At 61.5% G+C, this 23,635-nt stretch carries 20 protein-coding genes; 9 read left to right on the top strand and 11 right to left on the bottom strand.

The window, feature by feature from the left end; translation table 11 throughout:
• The first annotated feature begins 213 nt into the window (after positions 1 to 213).
• The 3 genes from ispH (at position 214) to LGN17_RS14015 (ending at position 3,716) form a co-directional block, all read left to right on the top strand.
• On the top strand, positions 214 to 1,155 hold the full coding sequence (gene ispH / locus LGN17_RS14025) for a 4-hydroxy-3-methylbut-2-enyl diphosphate reductase (protein WP_175952693.1): 942 nt from the start codon (positions 214 to 216) through the stop codon (positions 1,153 to 1,155).
• Between the two features lie 12 nt (positions 1,156 to 1,167).
• Positions 1,168 to 2,328: an adenosyl-hopene transferase HpnH gene (gene hpnH / locus LGN17_RS14020; protein ID WP_226197339.1), complete on the top strand. Its 1,161-nt coding sequence runs from the start codon at positions 1,168 to 1,170 to the stop codon at positions 2,326 to 2,328.
• A 167-nt stretch (positions 2,329 to 2,495) separates the two neighbouring features.
• Positions 2,496 to 3,716 (top strand): ISL3 family transposase, encoded by a 1,221-nt coding sequence (locus LGN17_RS14015; protein ID WP_226197338.1) that lies wholly within the window; start codon positions 2,496 to 2,498, stop codon positions 3,714 to 3,716.
• A gap of 165 nt (positions 3,717 to 3,881) precedes the next feature.
• Here LGN17_RS14015 and LGN17_RS14010 read toward each other — a convergent pair whose 3' ends face one another.
• Together LGN17_RS14010 and LGN17_RS14005 are read right to left on the bottom strand one after the other, a co-directional pair.
• Complete coding sequence (locus LGN17_RS14010) at positions 3,882 to 4,370, bottom strand: hypothetical protein (protein WP_226197337.1); 489 nt, start codon at positions 4,368 to 4,370, stop codon at positions 3,882 to 3,884.
• A gap of 223 nt (positions 4,371 to 4,593) precedes the next feature.
• Entirely contained in the window at positions 4,594 to 4,971 is a 378-nt protein-coding gene (locus LGN17_RS14005) for a hypothetical protein (protein ID WP_226197336.1), read from the bottom strand.
• Positions 4,972 to 5,470: 499 nt separating this feature from the next.
• Between LGN17_RS14005 and LGN17_RS14000 the strand changes: the two genes are divergently transcribed.
• From LGN17_RS14000 to LGN17_RS13990, 3 genes are all read left to right on the top strand, one after another.
• On the top strand, positions 5,471 to 5,824 hold the full coding sequence (locus LGN17_RS14000) for a DOPA 4,5-dioxygenase family protein (RefSeq protein WP_175952697.1): 354 nt from the start codon (positions 5,471 to 5,473) through the stop codon (positions 5,822 to 5,824).
• 118 nt (positions 5,825 to 5,942) lie between these two features.
• A complete protein-coding gene (locus LGN17_RS13995) occupies positions 5,943 to 6,374 on the top strand; it encodes a nuclear transport factor 2 family protein (RefSeq protein WP_226197335.1) in 432 nt (143 codons plus the stop codon).
• Positions 6,371 to 7,777, top strand: a complete 1,407-nt coding sequence (locus LGN17_RS13990; protein ID WP_226197334.1) for an MFS transporter — start codon at positions 6,371 to 6,373, stop codon at positions 7,775 to 7,777. Before LGN17_RS13995 ends, LGN17_RS13990 begins: the two co-directional genes overlap by 4 nt.
• 58 nt (positions 7,778 to 7,835) lie before the next feature.
• Here the strand turns inward: LGN17_RS13990 and trhA are convergent, their stop codons facing one another.
• The 5 genes from trhA to LGN17_RS13965 all read right to left on the bottom strand — a co-directional run bounded on the left by trhA (position 7,836) and on the right by LGN17_RS13965 (position 12,507).
• Positions 7,836 to 8,456 (bottom strand): PAQR family membrane homeostasis protein TrhA, encoded by a 621-nt coding sequence (gene trhA / locus LGN17_RS13985; RefSeq protein ID WP_175952700.1) that lies wholly within the window; start codon positions 8,454 to 8,456, stop codon positions 7,836 to 7,838.
• 197 nt (positions 8,457 to 8,653) lie between these two features.
• The gene (locus LGN17_RS13980; protein WP_048246131.1) at positions 8,654 to 8,860 is read right to left on the bottom strand and encodes a YbdD/YjiX family protein; all 207 of its coding nucleotides are present in this window, start codon (positions 8,858 to 8,860) and stop codon (positions 8,654 to 8,656) included.
• Positions 8,861 to 8,872: 12 nt separating this feature from the next.
• Complete coding sequence (locus tag LGN17_RS13975) at positions 8,873 to 10,951, bottom strand: carbon starvation CstA family protein (RefSeq protein ID WP_226197333.1); 2,079 nt, start codon at positions 10,949 to 10,951, stop codon at positions 8,873 to 8,875.
• A 295-nt stretch (positions 10,952 to 11,246) separates the two neighbouring features.
• Positions 11,247 to 11,534, bottom strand: coding sequence for an MbcA/ParS/Xre antitoxin family protein (locus LGN17_RS13970; protein WP_226197332.1), 288 nt, complete (start codon positions 11,532 to 11,534; stop codon positions 11,247 to 11,249).
• A 289-nt stretch (positions 11,535 to 11,823) separates the two neighbouring features.
• Complete coding sequence (locus tag LGN17_RS13965; protein ID WP_226197331.1) at positions 11,824 to 12,507, bottom strand: hypothetical protein; 684 nt, start codon at positions 12,505 to 12,507, stop codon at positions 11,824 to 11,826.
• A gap of 142 nt (positions 12,508 to 12,649) precedes the next feature.
• On the opposite strand from LGN17_RS13965, the gene LGN17_RS13960 reads away from it, so the two are divergent.
• Entirely contained in the window at positions 12,650 to 12,895 is a 246-nt protein-coding gene (locus tag LGN17_RS13960) for a helix-turn-helix domain-containing protein (protein WP_226197330.1), read from the top strand.
• A 57-nt stretch (positions 12,896 to 12,952) separates the two neighbouring features.
• Here LGN17_RS13960 and LGN17_RS13955 read toward each other — a convergent pair whose 3' ends face one another.
• Positions 12,953 to 13,777: a three-Cys-motif partner protein TcmP gene (locus tag LGN17_RS13955; RefSeq protein ID WP_226197329.1), complete on the bottom strand. Its 825-nt coding sequence runs from the start codon at positions 13,775 to 13,777 to the stop codon at positions 12,953 to 12,955.
• A 227-nt stretch (positions 13,778 to 14,004) separates the two neighbouring features.
• On the opposite strand from LGN17_RS13955, the gene LGN17_RS13950 reads away from it, so the two are divergent.
• Entirely contained in the window at positions 14,005 to 14,862 is an 858-nt protein-coding gene (locus LGN17_RS13950; RefSeq protein ID WP_226197328.1) for a DUF5131 family protein, read from the top strand.
• 28 nt (positions 14,863 to 14,890) lie between these two features.
• The gene (locus LGN17_RS13945; RefSeq protein ID WP_226197327.1) at positions 14,891 to 16,162 is read left to right on the top strand and encodes a three-Cys-motif partner protein TcmP; all 1,272 of its coding nucleotides are present in this window, start codon (positions 14,891 to 14,893) and stop codon (positions 16,160 to 16,162) included.
• A 67-nt stretch (positions 16,163 to 16,229) separates the two neighbouring features.
• On the opposite strand, the gene LGN17_RS13940 is transcribed toward LGN17_RS13945, so the two are convergent.
• The 3 genes from LGN17_RS13940 to LGN17_RS13930 form a co-directional block, all read right to left on the bottom strand.
• Positions 16,230 to 17,921, bottom strand: a complete 1,692-nt coding sequence (locus LGN17_RS13940) for a phage integrase family protein (protein ID WP_226197326.1) — start codon at positions 17,919 to 17,921, stop codon at positions 16,230 to 16,232.
• A 474-nt stretch (positions 17,922 to 18,395) separates the two neighbouring features.
• Positions 18,396 to 19,337, bottom strand: a complete 942-nt coding sequence (locus LGN17_RS13935; RefSeq protein WP_226197325.1) for an N-acyl homoserine lactonase — start codon at positions 19,335 to 19,337, stop codon at positions 18,396 to 18,398.
• A 649-nt stretch (positions 19,338 to 19,986) separates the two neighbouring features.
• A complete protein-coding gene (locus LGN17_RS13930) occupies positions 19,987 to 22,947 on the bottom strand; it encodes a YadA-like family protein (RefSeq protein WP_226197508.1) in 2,961 nt (986 codons plus the stop codon).
• Between the last annotated feature and the right edge of the window lie 688 nt (positions 22,948 to 23,635).

Genomic DNA, 23,635 nt, shown 5'->3' with positions numbered 1-23,635 from the left:
CGCGCCAGCGCCGACGCGGCTCTCCCGCAAATGCAACACGCCGGATACAGCACCGAAGCAAGGACTTGCCGATGAGGTTAAAATGCGCGATTAATTCGGGGTTCCGGGGCCTGGCCGGCCGGTTCGTTCCTGCCTTCATAACATCAAGCCGGGGCGAGCGAGCGAGTGCCAGCTCCTCGAACCCCGGCGTCTGTCGTCGGAGTTCGCTCACCTATGCGAGTCATCCTTGCCCAGCCTCGCGGCTTTTGTGCGGGGGTTGTCCGTGCGATCGAGATCGTCGATCGCGCGCTGCAACAGCACGGTGCGCCGGTCTATGTGCGTCATGAGATCGTGCATAACCGGCATGTCGTCGAAAATCTGCGTAATAAAGGGGCACGATTCGTTGAGGAACTCGACGAGGTGCCCCACGGCGCTGTCGCGATCTTCAGCGCGCACGGTGTCGCCCAGACGGTCGAGCTCGACGCGCAAACGCGCGGGCTCGACGTGCTCGACGCCACCTGCCCGCTCGTCACGAAAGTGCACGTGCAGGGTCGCCAATATGTCGCGGCGGGCCGCCGGCTGATCCTGATCGGCCATGCGGGCCACCCGGAAGTCGAGGGTACGATCGGCCAGATTCCGGCCGAGGTGATCCTCGTGCAGAGCGAAGCCGAAGTCGATACGCTGACGCTGCCTGTCGATACGCCGGTTGCGTACATCACGCAAACCACGCTGTCGGTCGACGATACGCGCGGCATCATCGAGGCGCTGCAGCGCCGGTTCACCGACCTCGTCGGCCCGGACACGCGCGACATCTGCTACGCGACGCAAAATCGCCAGGCCGCCGTGCGCGAGCTGAGCGAGCAGGTCGACGTGCTGCTCGTGGTCGGTGCGACGAACAGTTCGAACTCGAACCGCCTGCGCGAGATCGGCACCGAAAGCGGTGTGCCGAGCTACCTCGTCGCCGACGGTTCGGAAGTAAAGGCCGAATGGTTCGCGAATGCGAAGACCGTGGGCCTGACCGCCGGGGCGTCCGCGCCCGAGGAGATGGTCGAAGATGTAATCGGCGCGCTGCGCGCGCTGGGTCCCGTCGACGTCACGACGATGGCGGGCCGAGAGGAAAAAGTCGAATTCAAGCTGCCGGCGAAGCTCACGCAAGCCGTCGCCCGCGAAGTTTAAGGAGGACATCTCTTGTCTATTCCGCTGCTCCAGCAAGTCCGCGTCGGCGCGTACATCACGCGCCAACACCTGTCCGGCAACAAACGCTATCCGCTCGCGCTGATGCTCGAGCCGCTGTTCCGCTGCAACCTCGCGTGCAACGGCTGCGGCAAGATCGATTACCCGGACCCCATCCTGAACCAGCGCCTGTCCGTCCAGGAATGCCTGGAAGCGGTCGACGAGTGCGGCGCGCCGATCGTGTCGATCGCAGGCGGCGAGCCGCTGCTGCACAAGGACATGCCGGAAATCGTCCGCGGCATCATGAAGCGCAAGAAGTTCGTCTACCTCTGCACGAACGCGCTGCTGATGGAAAAGAAGATGGACGACTACCAGCCGAGCCCGTACTTCGTCTGGTCGGTCCACCTCGACGGCGACGCGCAGATGCACGACCACTCGGTGTCGCAGGAAGGCGTGTACGACAAGGCGGTCGCGGCCATCAAGGAAGCGAAGCGCCGCGGCTTCCGCGTGAACATCAACTGCACGCTGTTCAACGATGCGATCCCCGAGCGCGTCGCGAAGTTCTTCGACACGCTCAAGCCGATCGGCGTCGACGGCATCACCGTGTCGCCGGGCTACGCGTACGAGCGCGCGCCGGATCAGCAGCACTTCCTGAACCGCGACAAGACGAAGAACCTGTTCCGCGAAATCCTGAAGCGCGGCGAAGGCGGCAAGCGCTGGTCGTTCAGCCAGTCGTCGCTGTTCCTCGACTTCCTGGCCGGCAACCAGACGTACAAGTGCACGCCGTGGGGCAACCCGGCGCGTACGGTGTTCGGCTGGCAGAAGCCGTGCTACCTGGTCGGCGAAGGTTACGTGAAGACCTTCAAGGAACTGATGGAAGACACGAACTGGGACAACTACGGCGTCGGCAACTACGAGAAGTGCGCGGACTGCATGGTCCACTGCGGCTTCGAAGCGACCGCCGTGATGGACACGATGGCGCATCCGCTGAAGGCGTTCGCCGTGAGCCGCAAGGGCATCAAGACCGACGGCCCGTTCGCTCCGGACATTCCGATCGACAAGCAGCGTCCGGCCGAGTACGTGTTCTCGCGTCACGTCGAGATCAAGCTCGAGGAAATCCAGCGCGCCGGCAAGGGCAAGCTGCAAAAGCCGGCGAAGCCGGCAGCCGCCGCTTAAGCGCATTTCGCCGCGCGGGGGCCATGCCTCCGCGGCGGCGGGAAAAAATGAAGCGCCACGGAGTCCGCTCCGTGGCGCTTTTGTTTGGTTCATCGCGGAAAATCGTGGAGGGTTTGAGAGCGATTGCGTAACCTGACGCCTGACTTTAAGGAGGTCAGGAGGAAGAATTGCTCGATCGCAAGGCGCTTCAGGCACTGGGTTGCTGGACGGGTTATCGGTTAGAGCGTGTGGAATGGCCGGAAGGCGAAGGCCGCACGCTATCGCTGTATCTGAAGCCGGTCAGCAAGGTCATGTACTGCGAGCAATGCGGTGCACGCTGCCAGCAGATCCACGAGACGACGGTTCGCCGAGTGCGTGATCTGCCGCTGTTCGAATACCGGGTGGTGTTGCATGTGCCTCGTCGCCGGGTCTGGTGTGAACGCTGCGGTGGCCCGCGACTGGAGAAGCTTGCATGGCTGGGCCGCTACCAACGAGTGACGGAGCGCTTCGCCAAGGCGTGCGAGAAGCTGCTACAGGCTGCCAGCGTGCAGGCGGTGGCGGCCTTCTACGATCTGGGCTGGCACACGGTCAAAGCGATCGACAAGATGCGCCTACGGGCGCGCGTGGCCGAGCCGGACTGGTCGACGATTCGCTATCTGGCGATGGACGAGTTTGCGCTGCATAAAGGCCACCGCTACGCCACGGTGGTAGTCGATCCGATCGGCCGACAAGTGCTCTGGGTGGGACCTGGACGCTCGCGCGAAACGGCTCGAACCTTCTTCGAACAGTTGCCCGAAGGCGTTGCCGAGCGCATCGAAGCGGTCGCCATCGACATGACCACGGCCTATGAGCTGGAGATCAAGGAGCACTGCCCGCAAGCGGAAATCGTCTTTGACCTGTACCACGTCGTGGCCAAGTACGGCCGCGAAGTGATCGACCGGGTACGTGTGGATCAGGCCAATCAACTTCGACATGACAAGCCGGCCAGGAAGGTTCTGAAGTCCAGCCGCTGGCTGTTACTGCGCAACCGGCACAATCTGAAGCCAGAACAGGCAGTGCAGTTGAGGGAGTTGCTGGCCGCCAATCAGTCGCTGTTATGCGTCTACGTGCTACGCGACGAGCTCAAACGGCTCTGGTTCTACAGAAAGCCAGCCTGGGCAGACAAGGCTTGGGGGCAATGGTTCGAACAGGCCCAGCAAAGCGGGATTGCCGCCCTGCAAAAGTTCGCCGAGCGCTTGCAGGGCTACTGGCACGGAATCGTGACCCGCTGCCGCCATCCGCTCAATACCAGCGTTGTCGAAGGCATCAACAACACCATCAAGGTCATCAAGCGCAGGGCCTACGGCTATCGCGACGAGGAGTATTTCTTCCTCAAGATCCGCGCCGCGTTCCCCGGAATTCCGCGTTGAACCTTTTGTTTTGGGCCGTGGTTTTGCGTCGCGTTTCGCCGTCACCGCATGGCCGCGACGGCCCGTGCGATCGTCGAAGCCGAAGCCGAAGCCGCGCGATTACCGCAGCCACGCCGGTGCGGCCGGCCCTGTCTCCTCCATCCTCCCTGCGAAACCGGTGCGACGCTACGCGGCCGTCGATTCGACCGCATGCCTGCGCATCTTCTCCGCCGCGCTCGCGACGAGCGCCGGCTGGCCGCTCGACACGAACGTGCAGACGTGCTCCCACAGCTCGGCCAGCCGATGCCGCGTGAGCGTCGCGACGCACGTGTCGTTCGCCGCGAGCACATGCTCGAGTACCTCGCATTCGTCGTCGCGCAGCGTCCATGCGCCGCTTTGCGCCGCACGCGCCGTGCCCGCATCGAGCGCACGCTCCGCGTCGACGCACAGGTCGATGTCCGCGTCCGCGCTCACCGCATCGTCGAGCGCCAGAAACACCAGGTAGACGCTCGTGCGCAAGCGCATCAGCAGCGCCTCGTTGCCATGCCCGCCGCGCAGCGCGACGAGCGCCATGTGGCATTTCAGCGAGATGTCGCGCGCATGCACGGGCGGCAGCGGCAGCAGCCACTCGCGGGTCAGCGGCACGTGACGACGCTTCTTCCGGGCGCCCTTCATGACTGGCCCCCGCTTGCCAGCGCATCGGCCGCCGCGACGGCCGGCCATGCGATGCGGCACGCAACGGCGTCACGGCGCGCATGGCGCGGGTGCTTCGCACGACGCCGCGCGCCGTGCCCAGCCTCGCGCCGCTGCGTCGCTCGCGCGTCCGGCAGCCGGTGCCGCGTGGATGCGCGCACGACGTCGGCAGATCCGATCGTGCAAGCCATGCTCGTCTCCCGCATCAGAACGTGTTCTCGCCCTTCAGGTAGTACGCGGTCTTCACGAAGAACGCCTTGACCGGATGGCCGCCCTGCACGTCGCGCGCGACGCGCGCTTCCATCTCGGCCCGCTCTTCGCGCGACCGGTCCGGTACCGGATTGTGGACACGTTCGAGCGCACGCTGCATCGCGAGCGGATAGTTCTGGTTGCCGGCCGACGTCGCGCGATAGCCGGCGCGCGTCATCTGCATCAGTTGCGCGTCGGTTTCGGCACGCGCGGCGGACCAGGTCGACACGGCGGCATTCGGTGCGCCGTCCGGCGCGACCGGCTGCGCAAGGCTGACGGCGGGCAGCGCAACGAGTGCGCAGGAAAGTACGGCAACGGGAACGAGGGATCGCATAGTGGCCTCCAGTTGGTTGTCCCCGCATCGATCGGGTTAGACGATGCGTTGAAACCATCGTATGTCGCGCTGCATTCCGCTTGAATAGCCGATTCCGCAATTGATATTTTCGGCTTCGAAATCCGGTGCGCAAACCGCGTCATGCGCGAATCCCGCCAAACAGGAATTTCTTTATTTCATTCAACGCCCTGATCGCGTCTGTTCAGACGATCCGAAGCGGCGCACGCAGCGCTTTTTCAATTTCCGAAATGACGTGTTGCCGGTGCGATCGCGGCTCGTGCACCTGCCGGCAAGGCTTCCGGCGTGATATCGCGCGTGCGGATACCGGCTATTCCAAACCCCGGCCCGATCGAATCGAACGATTCTCGTGACTCAGGACAAGTCATCGCATCCGGATTGCCGGATAGCGACACGACGCGCACGGCAAGGACGCGCGATAATCACGCATCGGCCGTTTCGCACGGCACCTCATGCACGCCCATTTTTATCGAGTCCTTCCATGGCTGCCCTCGACACCACCGCCATCCACAGTTGGCACGCACACGTCTATTTCGATGCGGCCAGCCGCGACGCGGCCTGGGCATTTCGCCAGGTCGTCGACGAGCGGTTCGGCGCGGTCATCGAACTCGGCCGCTTTCACGAACGCCTCGTCGGCCCGCACCCGGCCTGGTCGTACCAGATCGCGTTCGACGCCGCACGCTTCGACGACATCGTGCCGTGGCTCGTGCTGAACCACGGCGCGCTCGATATCTTCCTGCATCCGAATACGAACGACGAACTGCGCGACCATCGCGATTGCGCGGTGTGGATCGGGAAATCGTATGTGCTGAATCTCGACGCGCTGGCCGGATAAGGGCCGGCGCGCGGGCACCTGCCCCGCAGGCGACATCCACGTTTCGGGCCGACGTGAAACGTCTCGCGGCGGCGCGCCCATACAGTGGGTTCCGTTATCGATGCTTCCGGAACCTGCCATGTCACACGCCAACGCCGATGCCCGGCATATTTATGAAAGCTGGCACGCGGCCGTCGTCGCGCACGACGTCGATGCGCTGATGTCGCTGTATGCCGACGACGCGGTGCTCGAAACGCCGCTGATCGTCGTCACGCTGCCCGATCACGGCTCCGGCGTGCTGCACGGCAAGGCCGCGATCGGCGCATTCTTCGCGGCGGGCCTGCGCAATCCGGGCAACCGGCTCGGGCGCTGGTACCGCACCGGGCTGTTCCTCTCGAACGGCCGCCAGCTCACGTGGGAATATCCGCGCGCCACGCCGGACGGCGACCAGGTCGATCTCGTCGAGGTGATGGATCTGCGCGACGGGCTGATCGCGCATCATCGCGTGTACTGGGGATGGGTCGGCTTTCTCGCGCTGCGCGCCGCCACGCCGGCGCCCGAACGCGCATGACGGCCGCCGCGCCGAACCGCGCCGCGGCCCGCCGCGTGCTCGCCGCGACCTGCGTGAGCTACACGCTCGTGCTGCTCGACGCGTCCATCGTCAACGTCGCACTCACCGACATCGCCCACACCTTCGGCAGCCGCGTGGCCGGCCTGCAGTGGATCGTGAACGCATACACGCTCGCGTTCGCGAGCCTGCTGATGACGGGCGGCACGCTCGGCGACCGGCTCGGCGATCGCGACGTCTATATCGCGGGGCTCGCGGTATTCGTCGCCGCGTCGGCGCTGTGCGGCGTCGCGCCGACCCTTCCGGCGCTCGCGATCGCCCGCGCATTACAAGGCGTCGGCAGCGCGATGCTGGTGCCCTGCTCGCTGGCGCTGCTCAACCGCGCATTCCCCGAACCGACCGCGCGCGCCTCGGCGATCAGCCTGTGGATGGGCTGCGGCGGTATCGCGATGGCGTCGGGCCCGCTGATCGGCGGCCTGCTGATCCATCTGTTCGGGTGGCGCAGCCTCTTCTTCGTGAACCTGCCGCTCGGGCTTGCCGGCATCTGGCTCGGCCGCACGGTCGCGCGCGCCGCCGGCGACGGATCGCGGCAGTTCGACTGGGGCGGCCAGGCCACGGCCATCGTCGCGATCGCGGCGCTGATCGGCACGCTGATCGAAGGCCCGTCGCTCGGCTGGCGCTCGGTGCCGATCGTCGGTGGCGCGATCACGAGCGTCGTCGCATGGAGCGCGTTCATCGCGATCGAAGCGCGGCGCCGCGAACCGATGCTGCCGCTCGCGTTCTTCCGCAACCGGCTGTTCGCCGGATCGACGTTCGTGTCGATGGCGTCGGCGTTCGTGTTCTACGGGCTGCTGTTCGTGCTCAGCCTGTTCTATCGGCAGATCCGCGGCGCGAGCCCGCTCGACACGGGGCTCGCGTTCCTGCCGATGACCGCGACGGTCGCGCTCGGCGGACTGTGTTCTGGCAGGCTTGCCGCGCGCTTCGGCGCACGCGGCTCGATGTGTGCGGCGTTCGCGCTCTATGCGGCCGGCGCGCTCGGCATGACGGGCTTGAGTGCGGCGACGCCCGCGTGGCTCGCCGTCGCGCCGATGCTCGCGATCGGCTTTGCATCGGGATTCATCTCGCCGGCCGCGACATCGCCCGCGCTCGGGACGGTCGAACGGCATCGCGCCGGCGTGGCGGCGGCTGCGCTGAACGCGGCGCGCCAGAGTGGATCGGCGCTCGGCGTGGCGATCTTCGGTGCGTGCATCGCGACGCTGCAGCCGTTTCCGGCGGCGATGCGGGTGGCGCTCGGCATCGCGATCGGATTGTCGGGCCTCGCCGCGACGACGTGGTGGATCACGGCGCGGCCGACACCGGCAACCGGCGAACCGGCCGCGCCGCTGCAAACCGCCACGGGCCGCTAGCGCATGCCGAGGCAGCCGCGCGGCGGCTCATCGCGTCGGGATCAGTGCGGCACGCCGCTCACGCGACATACATCGCGACACTGACGAACTGGCACAGGCTTCCGGCCAGCACGAACAGGTGCCAGATACCGTGCCCGTGGCGAATACGCTCGTCGTTGATGAAGAAGTAGATCCCCGCGCTGTAGATCAAGCCGCCGGCCACGAGCCACGCGGTACCGACCGGCGGCAACGCATGGATCAGCGGACGCACCGCGACGAGCGCGAGCCAGCCCATCGCCACGTACAGGATCATCGACAGCAGGCGCGTGCGCCGCCCGAGCGTCAGTTCCTGCACGATGCCGAACACGGCCAGCCCCCAGCTCACGCCGAACAGCGACCAGCCCCACGGGCCGCGCAGCGTGACCAGCGTAAACGGCGTGTAGCTGCCGGCGATCAGCAGGTAGATCGCCGAGTGGTCGCACTTCTGCAGGATCGCTTTCAGGCGCGGATTGCGCACGCTGTGGTACAGCGTCGAAATCGCATAGAGCAGGATCAGCATCGCGCCGTACACGCTGAAGCTCACGACCTTGTACGGATCGCCTTCGAGCGCGCCCATCGTCACGAGCGCCACGAGACCCGCCACCGACAGCACCGCGCCGACGAGATGGGAAATGCTGTTGAAACGCTCACCGACATGCACGACGTGTTCTCCTGCGGGGGTCCATCGGGGAAAAAAGAAGCCCCTATGATACCGGCGGCCGAAGTTTGCCGTGCTGCGCCCGGGCAAACGGCACGCGCGCCGCCGGCCCGCCCACGAAAAAAAACGCCGCGACATCCGTCGCGGCGCTTCTGTTTCGATGACAGGCCCGAATCATCGGTCCATTTCGACGAACGGGCTCAGCAACACTTTCCTGCCCCCGACCCGTACCGCGCATTCTGACGCTCGCGGAAAAATTCCTCGTACGTCATCGGCTCGCGGTCCGGATGGGTGGCGCGCATGTGCGCGACGTAGGTGTCGTAGTCGGGCAGGCCGACCATCAGCCGCAACGCCTGCCCGAGGTAACGCCCCGCGCTCCGCAGGTCGCCGCCAAGATCGCTGAACATCGCGGCCTCCCCTTAACGTCCGCTGCCGAGCGCCTGCGCGGCCGGCATCGCTTCGTACGGCGTCTCGCGCACGGTCGGCTTCGACTCGCGGCGCGCGCGCAGCACGGCGATCACGCCGTACACCGCGATGCTCACCACGACGAAGATGAACAGGCCCGCCAGCGCCGCATCGATGTAGTCGTTGAAGATGATCCGCTTCATCTGCGCGATCGACTTCGCCGGCGCGAGCACCTTGCCCTCGTCCACCGCGGCCTGCAGCTTCGCGGCGTGCGCGAGGAAGCTGACCTTCGGGTTCGCGTCGAAAATCTTCTGCCAGCCGGCGGTCAGCGTGCAGATCAGCAGCCACACGGTCGGCACGATCGTCACCCACGCATAGCGCTCGCGCTTCATCTTGAACAGCACGACGGTGCCGAGCACCAGCGCGATCGCGGCGAGCATCTGGTTCGAGATGCCGAACAGCGGCCACAGCGTGTTGATGCCGCCGAGCGGATCGACCACGCCCTGGTACAGGAAGTAGCCCCACGCGGCCACGCACAGCGCGGTGGCGACCAGGTTCGCGGGCAGCGACTCGGTGCGCTTGAGCGCCGGGTGGAACGTGCCGAGCAGGTCCTGCAGCATGAAGCGGCCCGCGCGCGTGCCGGCGTCGACGGCCGTCAGGATGAACAGCGCCTCGAACAGGATCGCGAAGTGATACCAGAACGCCATCATCGCTTCGCCGCCGATCACCTGGTGCAGGATGTGCGCCATGCCGACGGCCAGCGTCGGCGCGCCGCCCGCGCGCGCGATGATCGTCGTTTCGCCGACGGCCTTCGCGGTCTGCGTCAGCATGTCGGGCGTCAGCACGAAGCCCCATTGCGTGACCGTGTTGGCCACTGCTTCCGGCGTCGAGCCGAGCACGGCGGCCGGTGCGTTCATCGCGAAGTAGATGCCCGGCTCGATCACGCACGCGGCGACCAGCGCCATGATCGCGACGAACGATTCCATCAGCATCGCGCCGTAACCGATGAAGCGCGCGTTGGTTTCGTTGTCGATCAGCTTCGGCGTCGTGCCCGACGAGATCAGTGCGTGGAAGCCCGACACGGCGCCGCACGCGATCGTGATGAACAGGAACGGGAACAGGTTGCCCGACCACACCGGGCCCGTGCCGTCGACGAACTTCGTCAGCGCGGGCATCTTCAGTTCCGGCGCGACGACCAGGATGCCGATCGCGAGGCCGAGGATCGTGCCGATCTTCAGGAACGTCGACAGGTAATCGCGCGGCGCGAGCAGCAGCCACACCGGCAGCACCGATGCGACGAAGCCGTAGCCGATCAGGATCCACGTGAGCTGCGTGCCCGTGAACGTGAACCATGCGGCGAGCGTCGGCGAATCGTGCACGTGCTGGCCGAACGCGATCGACGCCATCAGCAGCACGAAGCCGATGATCGACACTTCGCCGATGCGGCCCGGGCGGATGTAGCGCGTATAGACGCCCATGAACAGCGCGATCGGAATCGTCGCGGCGACGGTGAACGTGCCCCACGGCGAATTGGTGAGCGCCTTCACGACGATCAGCGCGAGCACCGCGAGGATGATCACCATGATCAGGAACGCGCCGAACAGCGCGATCACGCCGGGCACCGTGCCGAGCTCCATCTTGACGAGGTCGCCGAGCGAGCGGCCGTCGCGGCGCGTCGAGATGAACAGCACGATGAAGTCCTGCACCGCGCCGGCGAACACGACGCCGGCCAGGATCCACAGCATGCCGGGCGTGTAGCCCATCTGCGCGGCGAGCACGGGCCCGACGAGCGGCCCCGCGCCGGCGATCGCGGCGAAGTGATGGCCGAACAGCACGTACTTGTTGGTCGGCACGTAGTCGAGGCCGTCGTTGTACTTGACGGCCGGCGTCATCCGCAGCCCGTCGAGCTGCATCACCTTGCTGGCGATGAAACGGCTGTAGAAGCGATACGCGATCAGATACACGCAGACTGCGGCGATCACGATCCAGAGGGCACTGACGCGCTCGCCGTGTGCGAGTGCGATCGTGCCGAACGCGAACGCGCCGAGCAGCGCGACCGCGATCCAGAGCAGGGTACTGGAAGCCCGATTCATGGCGTCTCCTGGTCTCCAATGTGGTTTTGATGGCATGCGGCGAAGTGGCCGCACACGCGTGACGTCGATGCGTCGCGCCGCGGCCTCGCAAAGGCCGTGGCGATGGGCCGTAGTATTCCGTGCGACGGGGGCAGCTTACAAGCGGATAACTACGTATGCGGAACTACGTAGAATTACGTAGATGCGTGCGCAACGTTCGCACGGCGGCGTCTGTTTGCATAAATTTGTTCCCAAATTTTGCATAAATTTGTACCTAGCCCTCGCCCCGCTTTTTAACCAGCCAGACCCGCAACCATTACCAGTAGGCACCGGATTGGGCGCTCGCGAGCATTCTGGAAATCAGATCTATATTTTCGGGGGTATCGAGATGGTCAATCGGACGTCGCCCGCCGAGAGCGGGTACTCGTGAATGAAGCCATTCGTGGAGCCACGACCGAGCATCAACGTCGCAGGGGTTTCCTGATTCTGCGACCATCTGCCGAACCTGAGCGGCCAGCATTTCGATGATCGCCGGCGAGATGTTTTCCAAGCGAGAATCCGACGGAACCGAGCCCGCGCTGCCGGTTGCTTTTACGATAGGCATGTACACATCACCTCAGTTGCATCTAGTGGCGTACACCGACTATCCGGTTGGCCCGGCCGCTATCCATCCAAGGTACACAAGCACCGCCTCAGATCGACCATCGGCAACTAGGTCTTCCACGGTTCTGCCATTGAATTCCGATAGCGGCTCATGTTGATACCAGTCAAGCGCGATCCGGCGATTTCCCGAGATCTCCACCGCCGCTCTCACGACGCGAAGATGCTCTCGGAATCGTCACGTACACCGTGGATAATCGGCCGAGTCATCGTGCATTGGCGCTTTCCATAGATTACTGCTCCCGCGCACAAACTACGCTCTCCCCCTGGGCAGTCAGGTGAAATGCATAGCTCCGTCGATTGCCGCCTGCCGGAGAGGCCGACGCCAGCAGTCCAATCGATGTCAGAAAGTCCGTGTCACGCTTCAGGCTTTTCAGTTGCTCCCGATTGAGTCCAGGAGCGCGATACACGCGCCGCAGCAGATCCACGTGGTCATCGCTCAGCGACTTGGACGACTCCCACGCCAACACCCGATGGTGATGGCAATACCAAGTCTCGGACGCGACGCGGTGCTCCATTTGCTCCATCTCGACTGGGTCGTAAAAGGTCAGCATGCGACGCTGTCTACATCCGGCGTGACTGCACGGCAGAAATATCTGCCCTACGCCGTGTTCGTGATCACAATCGATCCACCGCCGAAATGCATCCTCCGTAACCTGATAGCGCGACGCGCCGATCACGACGGGGTCTCGGAACCATTCGGAAAGGCGACGGAACGGTATCGACACATACCTACCCCCGTACCAAACATCGACGGATCCACTCAAGAACGTTCGCTCGATCATCTCGAGATGCCCGCGCGACACGTCCGTGTTCCCGTCCTCGCACCGCGCAAGCATCTCCGAGATGTCGACGAGCCCGTTGACTACATCGCCAACCACAGATCGCACATCCGACAGCGCGCCGTTGCCACGCATCACCACTCCTTACTTCATTGTCGCTTGACGAGGATGTGAGCGCGGTCGCCCACTTAGCCCTCGTGTCATTCCTCAATCCACGGCGCAAGAATGGGTCGTAAATGCCGTGGCCATAAAAAGATGATACCTCGACCATATCTCCATGGAAAGGGTATCCGGCCGAAACGACACGGAGGCGCACCTCAAGCAAGTGGGGAGGACGATTCGTGCGCGCCGGCTGGAGCTCGATATCTCACAAGAATCTCTTGCTCATCTCGCAAGCATCGACAGAAGCCACATGGGCAAAATCGAGCGCGGTGAACGGAACGTCACCCTGCTCAATCTGGTGAAGATTTCCACAGCACTGTCGTGTCGCCCATCCGAACTGCTGGCAGCCGCGGGATTGTGAGCACGATAGCCATCCCGCATAGACGCCCGCCCCGCCCGGCGAGCATAAACTGTCGCGCTAGAATAGATCTCGGGACTCAAATTGGCATGCGGCGCGCCACAGTTTCTCTGCTAGAGGATGTCGTGACAAAAGGCATAGCCAGTACATTGTCGACTCCTTGCTATTCCTAACGGGATACATCGTGTCGCACACTTTCATTCCAGTCATCTCGATCAATCGCCTCCAATGCGAGATGAATGCGTGGCGCATCTCTTGTTTGGAACTCTGCCTCGACACAACGTGCCGCCATCCCGGAGCGAAGCTATCCAACGACGATTCTTCTGACTCCAATCCTGAAGCGATGTTTCGTTGAATATCCCCGGTGCTCAAATGCACGACTATGTCGATAGTAGGCATCGATGCAAGCCTCTCGATAATGGAATAGTGCAGGTGCCCGGCGTTGAACGGATCCAGCATGGCAAGGTGAAACCCGCTTTTGGACAGTTGTGGCATCACCCAGTCGATTGTTTCATTGGCTCGCCCCACCACCGACCTCACCGGTGCGCCCAGACTCGACAATCGCTTGTTGCACGCAGCAAGGTATTCGGCATTCGCGTCTGCGACAAAAAAATCCGAAAACGCGCCCCGTCGGTGTTGCGCAATGCGCCAGGCGGCAAGGGGGCCGCCATCGAGGAACGTCTGTGTATGCTTGATTTTCACGCGGCCAGTTCCAGCGAACAAATCGATGTACGTCCGTTGACTCGTGAACTTCTGCCGCGCGGCCCAGCATGCGTCGATGTATCGCTTGACTATTCGATGCTTCTCGTCTGTAACCCAGCGCCCAACTACCATGGCGGGCAATCCATCGACGGGATCTAGTGCAACCCTCTCTTCAGTTTTCACACTGCTCTCTCTTGCTCCGTGCGATGGCCGGAAAAGGATAGAATTCACGGACACCGTCCACTAACGGGGTCCTCCATGTACTCATCTGCACGTGCGTCAGCCTACGAGAAGAATGCGCGCACAAAACCCGCTGCCAGAACGAACGTACGAGCGCCTCTCAGGCGGACTTTTGCTGCCGAATCAATGGCGAGTACAATCCAGCCGTAACTGAGGACAAGTCGCCTGTAATGGGAAAAGAAACCCGCATAGAATGGACACACCACACATTCAACCCTTGGTGGGGATGTGTCAAGGTGTCGGCTGCGTGTGACAACTGCTACGCAGAAACGTGGGCGAAGCGCTTGGGTGAAGGCCTTTGGGGACCCAACACGCCGCGTCGCTTCTTTGGTGATGCTCACTGGAAAGAGCCATTGAAGTGGGATAGGGAGGCCGCGAGCGAGAAAACCCGCAGGCGAGTCTTCTGTGCGTCGATGGCGGACGTCTTCGAGAATCGTCCCGATTTGATTGCCCCCCGACTCCGGCTGCTCGATCTCATCGCAGAGACGCCCAATTTGGATTGGTTGTTGCTCACAAAGCGCATCCATCTCGTCCGTAAGCAGTTGCCCAAGGGCTACGAGTTCCCTAAAAACGTATGGCTTGGGACTACCGTGGAAGATCAGGCAACAGCTAAGAAGCGCATCAAATACCTACTGGAATTCTCTTCGCCTTCTGTCAGGTTCCTATCGTGCGAACCCCTTTTGTCGGCGCTTGATCTATCGGAATATCTGGTCAAAAACGAGAAGGGAAATCGGATTGATTGGGTCATCGCAGGTGGAGAGTCCGGGCCACGTTCACGCCCCATGGACCCGGCATGGCCGTCAGCGTTGCAACGCCAATGTGCCAAGGCAAAAGTACCTTTCCATTTCAAACAATGGGGGCACTGGGCACCCGTCGAGTATGTCGCCGACGTATTAAAGAAAAGCACGCCGATCCATGTAATCCGTACGGACGGCTCAGAAGTCTCGGTTGCGGCCATCGGGAAAGGCAAAGCAGGACGGATACTAGCCGGCAAGCACTGGGATCAGTTCCCGAGAACCGCACCGTAGTCATTCAATCTGCTACCGGGGTTTTGACTTGGCAAAGCGTCACTACGATTGGGGTAATGGTCCCGCCGAACTCGAACCGCACAGCCTGATCAAGCACCAAGTTCTGGTCGACTACCTGATCCGCTATTTCCAACAACGTTTACTCAACGCTCGCGGTCGCGACAGAATCAGAATGACGCTCGTCGACGGATTCTGCGGCGGAGGGCTCTACTATCTGGAAGGTACTGGACAACTCGTCGACGGCTCTCCTCTGCGCATGCTTCAAGCCGTTGACGAAGCGTCGCGCCTCATCAATCTAGAGCGTCCTAAGCAGGTTCTGTTCGACATCCAGTACATCTTTGTCGACAAGGATACGAAAGCGCTTAGCCATTTGCGCGATGTCTTGAGCGCGCGCGGTTACGGTCGATCGATCGGCACGACGATCCACTTACTACACGCTACCTTTGGATCGACTGTCAGCGACATACTCGCTGCGGTCGCTAAGCACACACCCCGCTCAGGAACGGCACTGTTCTTCCTGGATCAGTATGGCTACACCGAGGTACCCGCGCCGCTTATTCGGCAAATCTTCTCAAGCGCCCGGGACGCAGAAATTGTTCTGACGTTTCATGTTTCATCATTTGCAACTTACACGAACGACGAATTGGCTCGGAAGATTTCGACGACGCTCCGCATCGATGTTCTGAAGCGTCTCGGCGGACGATCCATTGAGGACATTAAACGGGATGAAGCAGACTGGCGTCGTTTCATCCAAGCGGCACTGTATGAAGCGCTCGTTGACGGATGCGGCGCCGATTTCTTTACCCCATTCTTTATTCGCGGCGCCGGGTCCGGACACGGCGAATACTGGCTTGTGCACTTGTCGCAACACCATCGAGCGCAAGACGTCATGAAGCAGGTTCACTGGCAACACCACAACCATTTCGTGCACTACGGGGGCGCCGGCTTAAATATGCTAGCGCCTCAAACCATGGGCTTCCTGCAGGAATTCGATGGAGGGTTCAAGTTTGACGAAGTCGCGCGCGCGAAAACAGACAGCGAACTCGTTATCCAGTTGGCCAGACGAATTTTTGATCAACCGGGCTCAAGATCATTCGCAAGCCTGTTCGCCGATACCTGCAACGGTACGCCGGCCACCGCATCAATGTACAAAAGCGCCCTCGCTACACTGATCGAAGAGGGCGATGTGACCATGCACGCTCCGGACGGTAAGCCAAGATATCGCGCGCGCTACATGTCTGACACTGACGTCATAGACAGGTCAAAGCAACTTCGCCTCTTTCTGCCGCCTGGCAACTGATGCATCCTGTGTGCACTTGGCAGGCGTGTATGCCAATGACCGTTTCGCCAATGCCTCACTCTGACGGCTAACCCTTGCGGACTCCAAACGCCTGATCGAACTGTCGCGCCCGCTGAACCTCGTCGCTATGCAGGTAGATCGAGGTCGTCGAGACCGAAGCATGGCGCAGGTTGTCGCGCACCATGATCAACTCAGCGCCTCGTGCGAGCGCGTGCGACGCATGAGTGTGCCGCATCCAGTGTGGGCTCGCACGGCGCAGCTTCTCCGCAGTCGTCGGCCGCTCATCCTGGATTGCATCGGCTATCAGCACGAAAAATCGGTGCAATACGCGTGACAGCCGTCGGGGTTCGATGCCAGTGCCATCCGCCTCAAGGCTCGCTATGATCGGTGTCGCGGGATTCCAGCGCGCCGGAGCAATCGGTAACCCGCGCTGCACGAGATATTGATCCAGGGCGGTCCGGGCGAGCGACGGCATGGCTACCTTGCCGAGCTTGCCTCCTTTTCCGCGCACGTGCAGCCAGTGATCTCCGTGCTCGTCGCGGCGGATGTCACCAAGCAACGCGCCAACCAGCTCGCTCGCGCGCAGACCGGTCGCGTAGCCGAAATCCAGCAGAAATCGCAGGCGCTGCGCGGCCGGCGCGCTCCAGCCGTACGACCACTCGAGACCGTCAGCGAGTGTGCGGATCAACAACCACTCGCCCTCGGAGAACCCACGTGACACGTCCAGCCCCGTGCGCTGCGCGTGACTCTTGACCTTGACCCCCGCGAACGGATTCGCAAGCACGTAACGCTGTTCGACCAGCCACCGAAACAATGCAGACGCGACGTTCAGCGCATAGGCTGCCGATCGAGCGGACAGCGGACCGGTGAACGGCCGCCATTCGCTGCTGTGTCGCGGCCGCGATGGGGCAACCCAGCGCTCGCGCGGCGTAGGCCGCCGCAGGAAGCCCCGGTAAGCGATTGCGTCGTCGGTGTTCAGTGACGACAGCGCACGGCCGCGCTCGACAATCGCCCACAGGATGAGGCGTTCCGCCTCTTTTCTGTACGCGCGCTGGGTGGCAGCCGACTCATGCAGCGACAACCAGGACTGGATCGCCTCGTAGTCATTGGACGCGTTCAGCAGACAGGCGGTGCCGAGCGCACGGAACTGGCCGCGCGAACCGTCGACCTCGTACGGCACGCGCAGCTGTTCCCACGGCACGATAGCGGCGGGCTGTGCGGCGACGATCAAAGCTCGCGTGCGTTCGATCAACTCGGGATGCATAGCGAAGAACGCCTCAATGCGGCGCGCACCAGCGACGCCGAGCCCGGCGATCACGGACCACCAGCGACGTCGGCGCGAGATCCGCACGGTCAGATCGGCCAGCGTTTGGATGCCGTGTGCGCACAATGACTCGACAACGCGGGGCGGAAACCACAGACCGATCGAGTCAGTGATCATCGGCACCGATGCGGGCAGGTTGCGCAGCGTCTCGATCGCGCGAGTCACGCTGTCGTCCGATGCCCTCGTTGGGCGAACCGCGAACGCGGCTGCCAGGTCGGCGCGCTGCCGGGCCCGCGCGTACGCGATGAGCCGCTGACGAATCTCGCCAAGGATGCCGCGCGACGACGCTCCTGCTTCCCGGCGATCGCCCAGATAACGACTTACGGCGGCCCGGGCGTCCAGGCCGGCGTACCAGCTGCGCAACGCGGCAAGTTCGGCTTCATCGGGAAAGCCCGGCTCAGTCCCGTCGATGGAAAGGGTGTCACGCGTTTTCATGACTTTCAGTTTATAACGTTTTCAATGCTAGACCGATAAGAAAAGTTATCGGTCTAGCATGCCTCAAGTCGCAACGACGTGTGGGTGGGAGCGATAATTTCGGGAGCACGCGGCAGACATGTTCGCCATGGCAAGTGCGCCGCCAAGCCAGCCGTCTCGGACGTAAAAGCGCTGCATGCGAAGATCGGACAGTTGGCGCTATGAAACGATTTTGTCAGGAGCGCAAGGCCGGACTGCTGAGCGCAACAGACCCGACCGGCATCGCAAGGTCGAGCGCGTACTACCGAGCGGAGCCGGTCAGCTAGGGCGATGAGTCATTGACGAATCGATGGACCACACATGGGGGTTTCCATTCGCAAAAGCGCAGTTGCCGAAGCCCTGTTGCGCTGGGAATGCTCCCAGGCGGGCCGCCGCATGGGTCCCGAAGTGGACGCCAAAATCAGCAGCCCCTGACAAACCCTAAGCAGTTCAATTTCACGCGGGAGGGATCGGTGGAACCAGCAGAATCGGATCAACCGGCGGATTCGCAATTTGCGGAGGCACAACCATCTGATCATTTTTGTCATAGACGAACGTAGCCTCGTCTGATCGTGATGATGGGAGCGTTATCCGAATGATTGGCACGATGCGCTTCGAGGCCTGCTGGTAATCCACCTGGTCATCTTGAGCACCCTTGAGCCCATTTGCGCCACCTGCAAGATAGAAAAATGCCATGATTGGCAATCTCTCAGGGATATCTTGCTCCCATGTAGCCAAACGCAGCTCATTTTGTTCGTGAATGGATTCTTCGCCAATCAACTTCATTGCGTCAATGCTGGTTTTGAAAATCGCGGCGGTCGCTGCGGCACCGTGATGAACGTCAAAGCCGCATTGATGTGCGTGCTTATTACCACTTGTGTTGTTGTAATGTGAAAGCCATTCCGAAGCAGTTGAAATGCCTCGCGCCTGACATGGACCGCTGTCAGTCGGAAATGAGTTATCCGCGCCGCATCCTTTGTCCACTCGATTTTCAGTATTGGCATCGATTGGGAAGGAGCATAGGACTTCAGGCTCAATGACATTCTTCTTTATATTATACCGATAAGGAACGAAAATTACCCCATTACTGTATCCATAAGCCAGCTTGCTGAACTTAGAATCTTTTCGCAAATAGGAGAATGAGACGCCTCCAGTCGCGACGGACGCAGGACTCGGGTTCCAAGAGTGGTACTGAGACGAATGTACGGTCCCGCGAAGCATTACCCCGGAACAGCGAAACGCTGGGTTTGTCGCACCACCGCAATCTGGGGCCAGGTTATTGTAATTTTCGGTGAGCTGTCGTGCGACCTTGTTGCCAGCGACTCCGAGAAGCGCGACCGAGCCACCTTCGGCCGAGTATTCATTGGCGAGTGAGATCTCCGCGAGGGAAGACACCATTATAGCCACGATGAAAAATGATATTAATTTCATTGTCTACTTTTTGTTGCAAGAGACGTAATTCTCACGATCTGTCGAGTTTGCATCATCGACACTCTTGCTTTTAATATGATTGGGCGGATGGACTCCACCATCCCGCTCAGGCATTAATGGAATGGACGCTCCACGGCATGGATATGCCGAAATGTCGAAGACTTGGAAACTGGCTCAGATAAGCGCCATGGCGCTGTCAATTTTCCCGACGATCTGTTGACCTCAGGCATCTGAGCAACCGAGACTGAGGATGAGCGGGCCGATGGCGGCGTTGCTTATTGGAAGTGAATGATGCGTTTTCACGATTCTCACTTGCGACGGCTTCGACGCACGGAACCGCCCCCGGATTCTTTTCCCGCCGCCCGGCAAGGCGGAAAAATTCTCGGATGGTCGCGTCAGATCTCGTGCGTACGGACAGGCGATCGTTGACGCCGCGACGCTCGTTCGGTATCGCCATCACTCAACGTTTGTCCCCAAGGCCAGCTGCTCGTCAGATTCTCCTGTCTCGCCGCTCCATTGTTGCTGGTCCTATTGCGTATTGCCGATAGGACCAGCATCAGCGATGAAGTCTGCTAATCACGACCTGCAACGCACCTCTAAGCGTGATTCCGGTTGCTTACCACACGAAACCAGCGCCGACGCCGCCTGCCACGGTTCCTCGCGTGTTCGTCGAGCCAGAAGCCTTGATGATCCAGCGCCCAGCGTAGGTCGACATACCCACCGCAAGAGCAGACTGGCCGGCGTATGTGCCGCCCCCCACTGCGACGACGCTCTTTCCAGGCGCCGGCGCTTGCGGCAGCGACGCAATAGCCACGGCTGACGCGGTGCCTCCATTTGCATCTGCACGATCGTGTTCGATCTGCGATCGCAAGCCGCCCACCGATTCATTGAGTTGTTGGACGTTGACGGCATCCGTCGGTGCGACACCGGCCGACACGTTGGTCAGCGTGCGCGTCATGCCCGTGGCGCTGTTGCCAAACGAGACGGCGTTGTCCGCGTCAGCCACGGAGCCTGCACCAATTGCAACGCTGTTATTGCCCCAAGCCGTCGCGCCCTGGCCGACCACTGTGCTGTTCTCGCCGCGAGCCGATGCAGCTTGCCCGATCGCAGTGCTATTGATTGCACGTGCATCCGCCCCGGTGCCGATCGCTGTCCCGCTCGACGCTTGCTGCGCCGAATTCGCACCGATCACCGTGGCGTCGCCGGCATCGCTATTGATATCGGAGCCTGATCCGGTCCCGATGTCGTTATCGCCACGGCGCCGATTGGCCATCGTCATGACCCGACTATCATCGCGCGAATCGCCGGCCTGAGTTTCGATCTTGCTGACGCGATCATCCATCGCGCCCATTCGGTTTTCGAAATTGCTTTGCAGCGACGACAACTGGCCATAGTTCACTGCATCGTATCGGCTCTTGCCATCGGCAACGTTGGTCAGCATTACCGGTGCTCCTGATGGGCCACCCAGCGTCACGGAGCCATAGTTTGGATTGCCGTGCGAGTCGAGATCGTAGCGCACCGCCAGCGAGTCCGTGGCGCCATACGCCGCAGCCGCCTGCACCGCCGCCGATACGGTCGCGTACTTGTGACCGCCCACTTCAATCGAGTGAATGGCAACGTGGCCGCTTCCATCGACGGTCATGTCGCCTCCGATCACGCTCGCAAGACTCGCAGCCGCGCCGTGCAACTGCGCCACATTCACTGCGTCGGTACCTTGCGTGCCCGCCGCAACGTTCACGATCTGGCGCTCGCTTCCAGCATTGCCCACTGAAATGGTATGGGCTCGGTTCGCCTGGGAACCCGCCCCCAGTGCCACGGCGCCGTTCGCCCCTTTTTCCACCAAGGCTTTCGCGCCGAGCGCCATCGCGTCGGTCACGTTCCGGGAAACGCTCGCCCCCGTGCCCAGCGCAATACCATTCGTCGCACCTACTACGGCCTCAGCGCCATTGCCAATTGCAATCGAACTCTCCCCGATCGCGCGCACATTGTTATTGCCGACAGCGATCGCGTCCTCGCCGTTCGCCCTCGCCTGCGAACCGACCGCAAGTGCACTCGCGCCATTCGTCGTCACATGCGATCCGATCGCCACCGAGTACGGCTGCTCGGCACCGGTTTGGGCCATATTGCCTATTGCAACGGAGTTGTCCGAGTTCGCGATGGTACGCATGCCAATGGCAATCGTATCTGCGCCCGATGCAACTGACCCGATACCGATTGCAGCCGAGGTCGTACTCGCCGGATCGCCGCCGGCGATACTCGCCGCGTTCGGCAGGCTACCGTCAGCGCCTTGGCCGTCGATCAGCACGAAATTCGACAAACGTTGCTCGTCAATGGCAAAGGGATCTGCAACCAGGAAGCTGCGCTGCGACTCCAGATCGAACGAGAGCTTGTCGGTACGGCTCGACACCTTCCCGATCGCATCTGCCAACTGATTCAAGTTGACTGCGTCGGTACCTTTCGTACCAGCCGCCAAGTTAGAAATTCGGCGCTCGCGCCCCACGTCGCCCACCGACACTTGATTTGTTTCCAGTGCGACCGAGTTGATACCGATCGCGACCGAATTTAGTCCGGTTACGCGCGAACCAGCACCCAAAGCGATCGAGCCGTTCGCCATCGCATTTGCCCCGGCGCCAACTGCAACGGCATTCGTTCCCGCCGCAATCGCGTCTACACCTTGCGGCTTGATTTGGATGGACTTCATCGCAAGGCTGACATCAGCCAGATCATCTCGTATCGGCTGCGTAGCAGCAGTCAATTGCCCCACATTGACCGCATCGGTATCCGCACTGCCTGCCGCGACGTTCTTCAACCTCGTGCCATGTTCGCCGCGCAGCGTTATCGTGCTCCCGGCGGCATCGTCGTACGCCACCGCATTCGGATCCATAGCGCTGCTACTGTCCGCGGCCGCCGCGATCGCGTCGCCTACGTTACCGTAGGTTTTGTCACCGACGCGATACTTCGGCGCCGTCAAGTTACCAGCAGCGTCCACCGTCGAACCGCCTCCCAGTGCCGTCGCTACAATCTGTGACGCACGGTGCAATTGCGAACCGTTTATCGCTTCCATACTTGTCGCGCTGACCGTGCCGGCCGCCACGTTCTTCAGTGTCGTGCCCTTCGTGTCAAGCGTGATCGAACGCTTTGCGGAATCGTCATAAACAACTGCATTCAGATCCGTGCCACTATCGGCGGCCGCCGCGATCGCATCCGCGACGTTATCGAATGATTTTCCGCCGACTTGATAGGTGGGCGCCGTTACATGGCCTTTGGTGTCGATCTTCACGCCAAGCACATTCGCCACCCTCGAAAGCTGGTTGACGTTGACTGCATCACCGGCGCTCCCGCCGTTCTTGACGTTGGAGACTCTAGAACCCGAAACGCTTATTCCCGCCCTGGATGACAGCACAACCCGATTTCCGGCAATGGTCGTGCCGTCGGCATCGGCAACGATCCGATTCGCTCTAAACGGATCGTCCCCATAAAACAGCCCGGCTGATTTACTTCCCGCCCATACTCCCGACCACAAATATGTGTCAGCCCCATTTCCAGAGGTAAGATAAGAAAAATACCGGCCCGCCATCTGGGAAAAATGCGCCCCACGCACACCCCTAAAATTTGAATTATCCCATCTAGCACAATTTTCGAATAGCACGCCGCTATTTATGCAATTACTGTCCGCCGGGGTTTGATATCCGATATATGGATTATGCGCATACGCAGTAGAAGAGATCAGGACACCACACCCGCCACCAGCGACCGTCGCGAGAACGACGGACACCTTATACAGCTCGCGCGCCCCCACATGCAACACCATGCTTAAAACAAATTTACATCGCATACCATTCAATCCCAATAGTTACAGCACAAACCGACAACCAATAGAAAATTTCAACATATAAAACTCGGCTGCATGGGCGGCAGAATAACGGCATCCGAGGACTATCCTCAACACATAGTCTTCGCATCGTTGTAATTTCGTGAATTATTCTAATTCTAGAATTATCTAGCTGCGTTTCGGGATGAACACACTTATCGTTCCGGTCGTGCGGTTACATAAATGGAGAGTCGATTATTACGCCAATCATCGAGAGCAGGTCGAGTTAGCCTAGTAAATGACGCGTCGCGGAAAGGGGGCGCCGCTGGGCGGCTGGATCCGCCATGGCGTGGTCGTTACGGCATGAGGCAACTATGTCAGGCATTGCCCATTTCGCGCTGTCGATTTCGACGGTAACGCGCACGCCAGCGACAACCTGTTAGCGCTAACCGCT

Source organism: Burkholderia sp. AU30280 (genome assembly GCF_020420125.1).
GTDB lineage: Bacteria > Pseudomonadota > Gammaproteobacteria > Burkholderiales > Burkholderiaceae > Burkholderia.
This window is presented reverse-complemented; position numbering and strand designations above follow the sequence as displayed.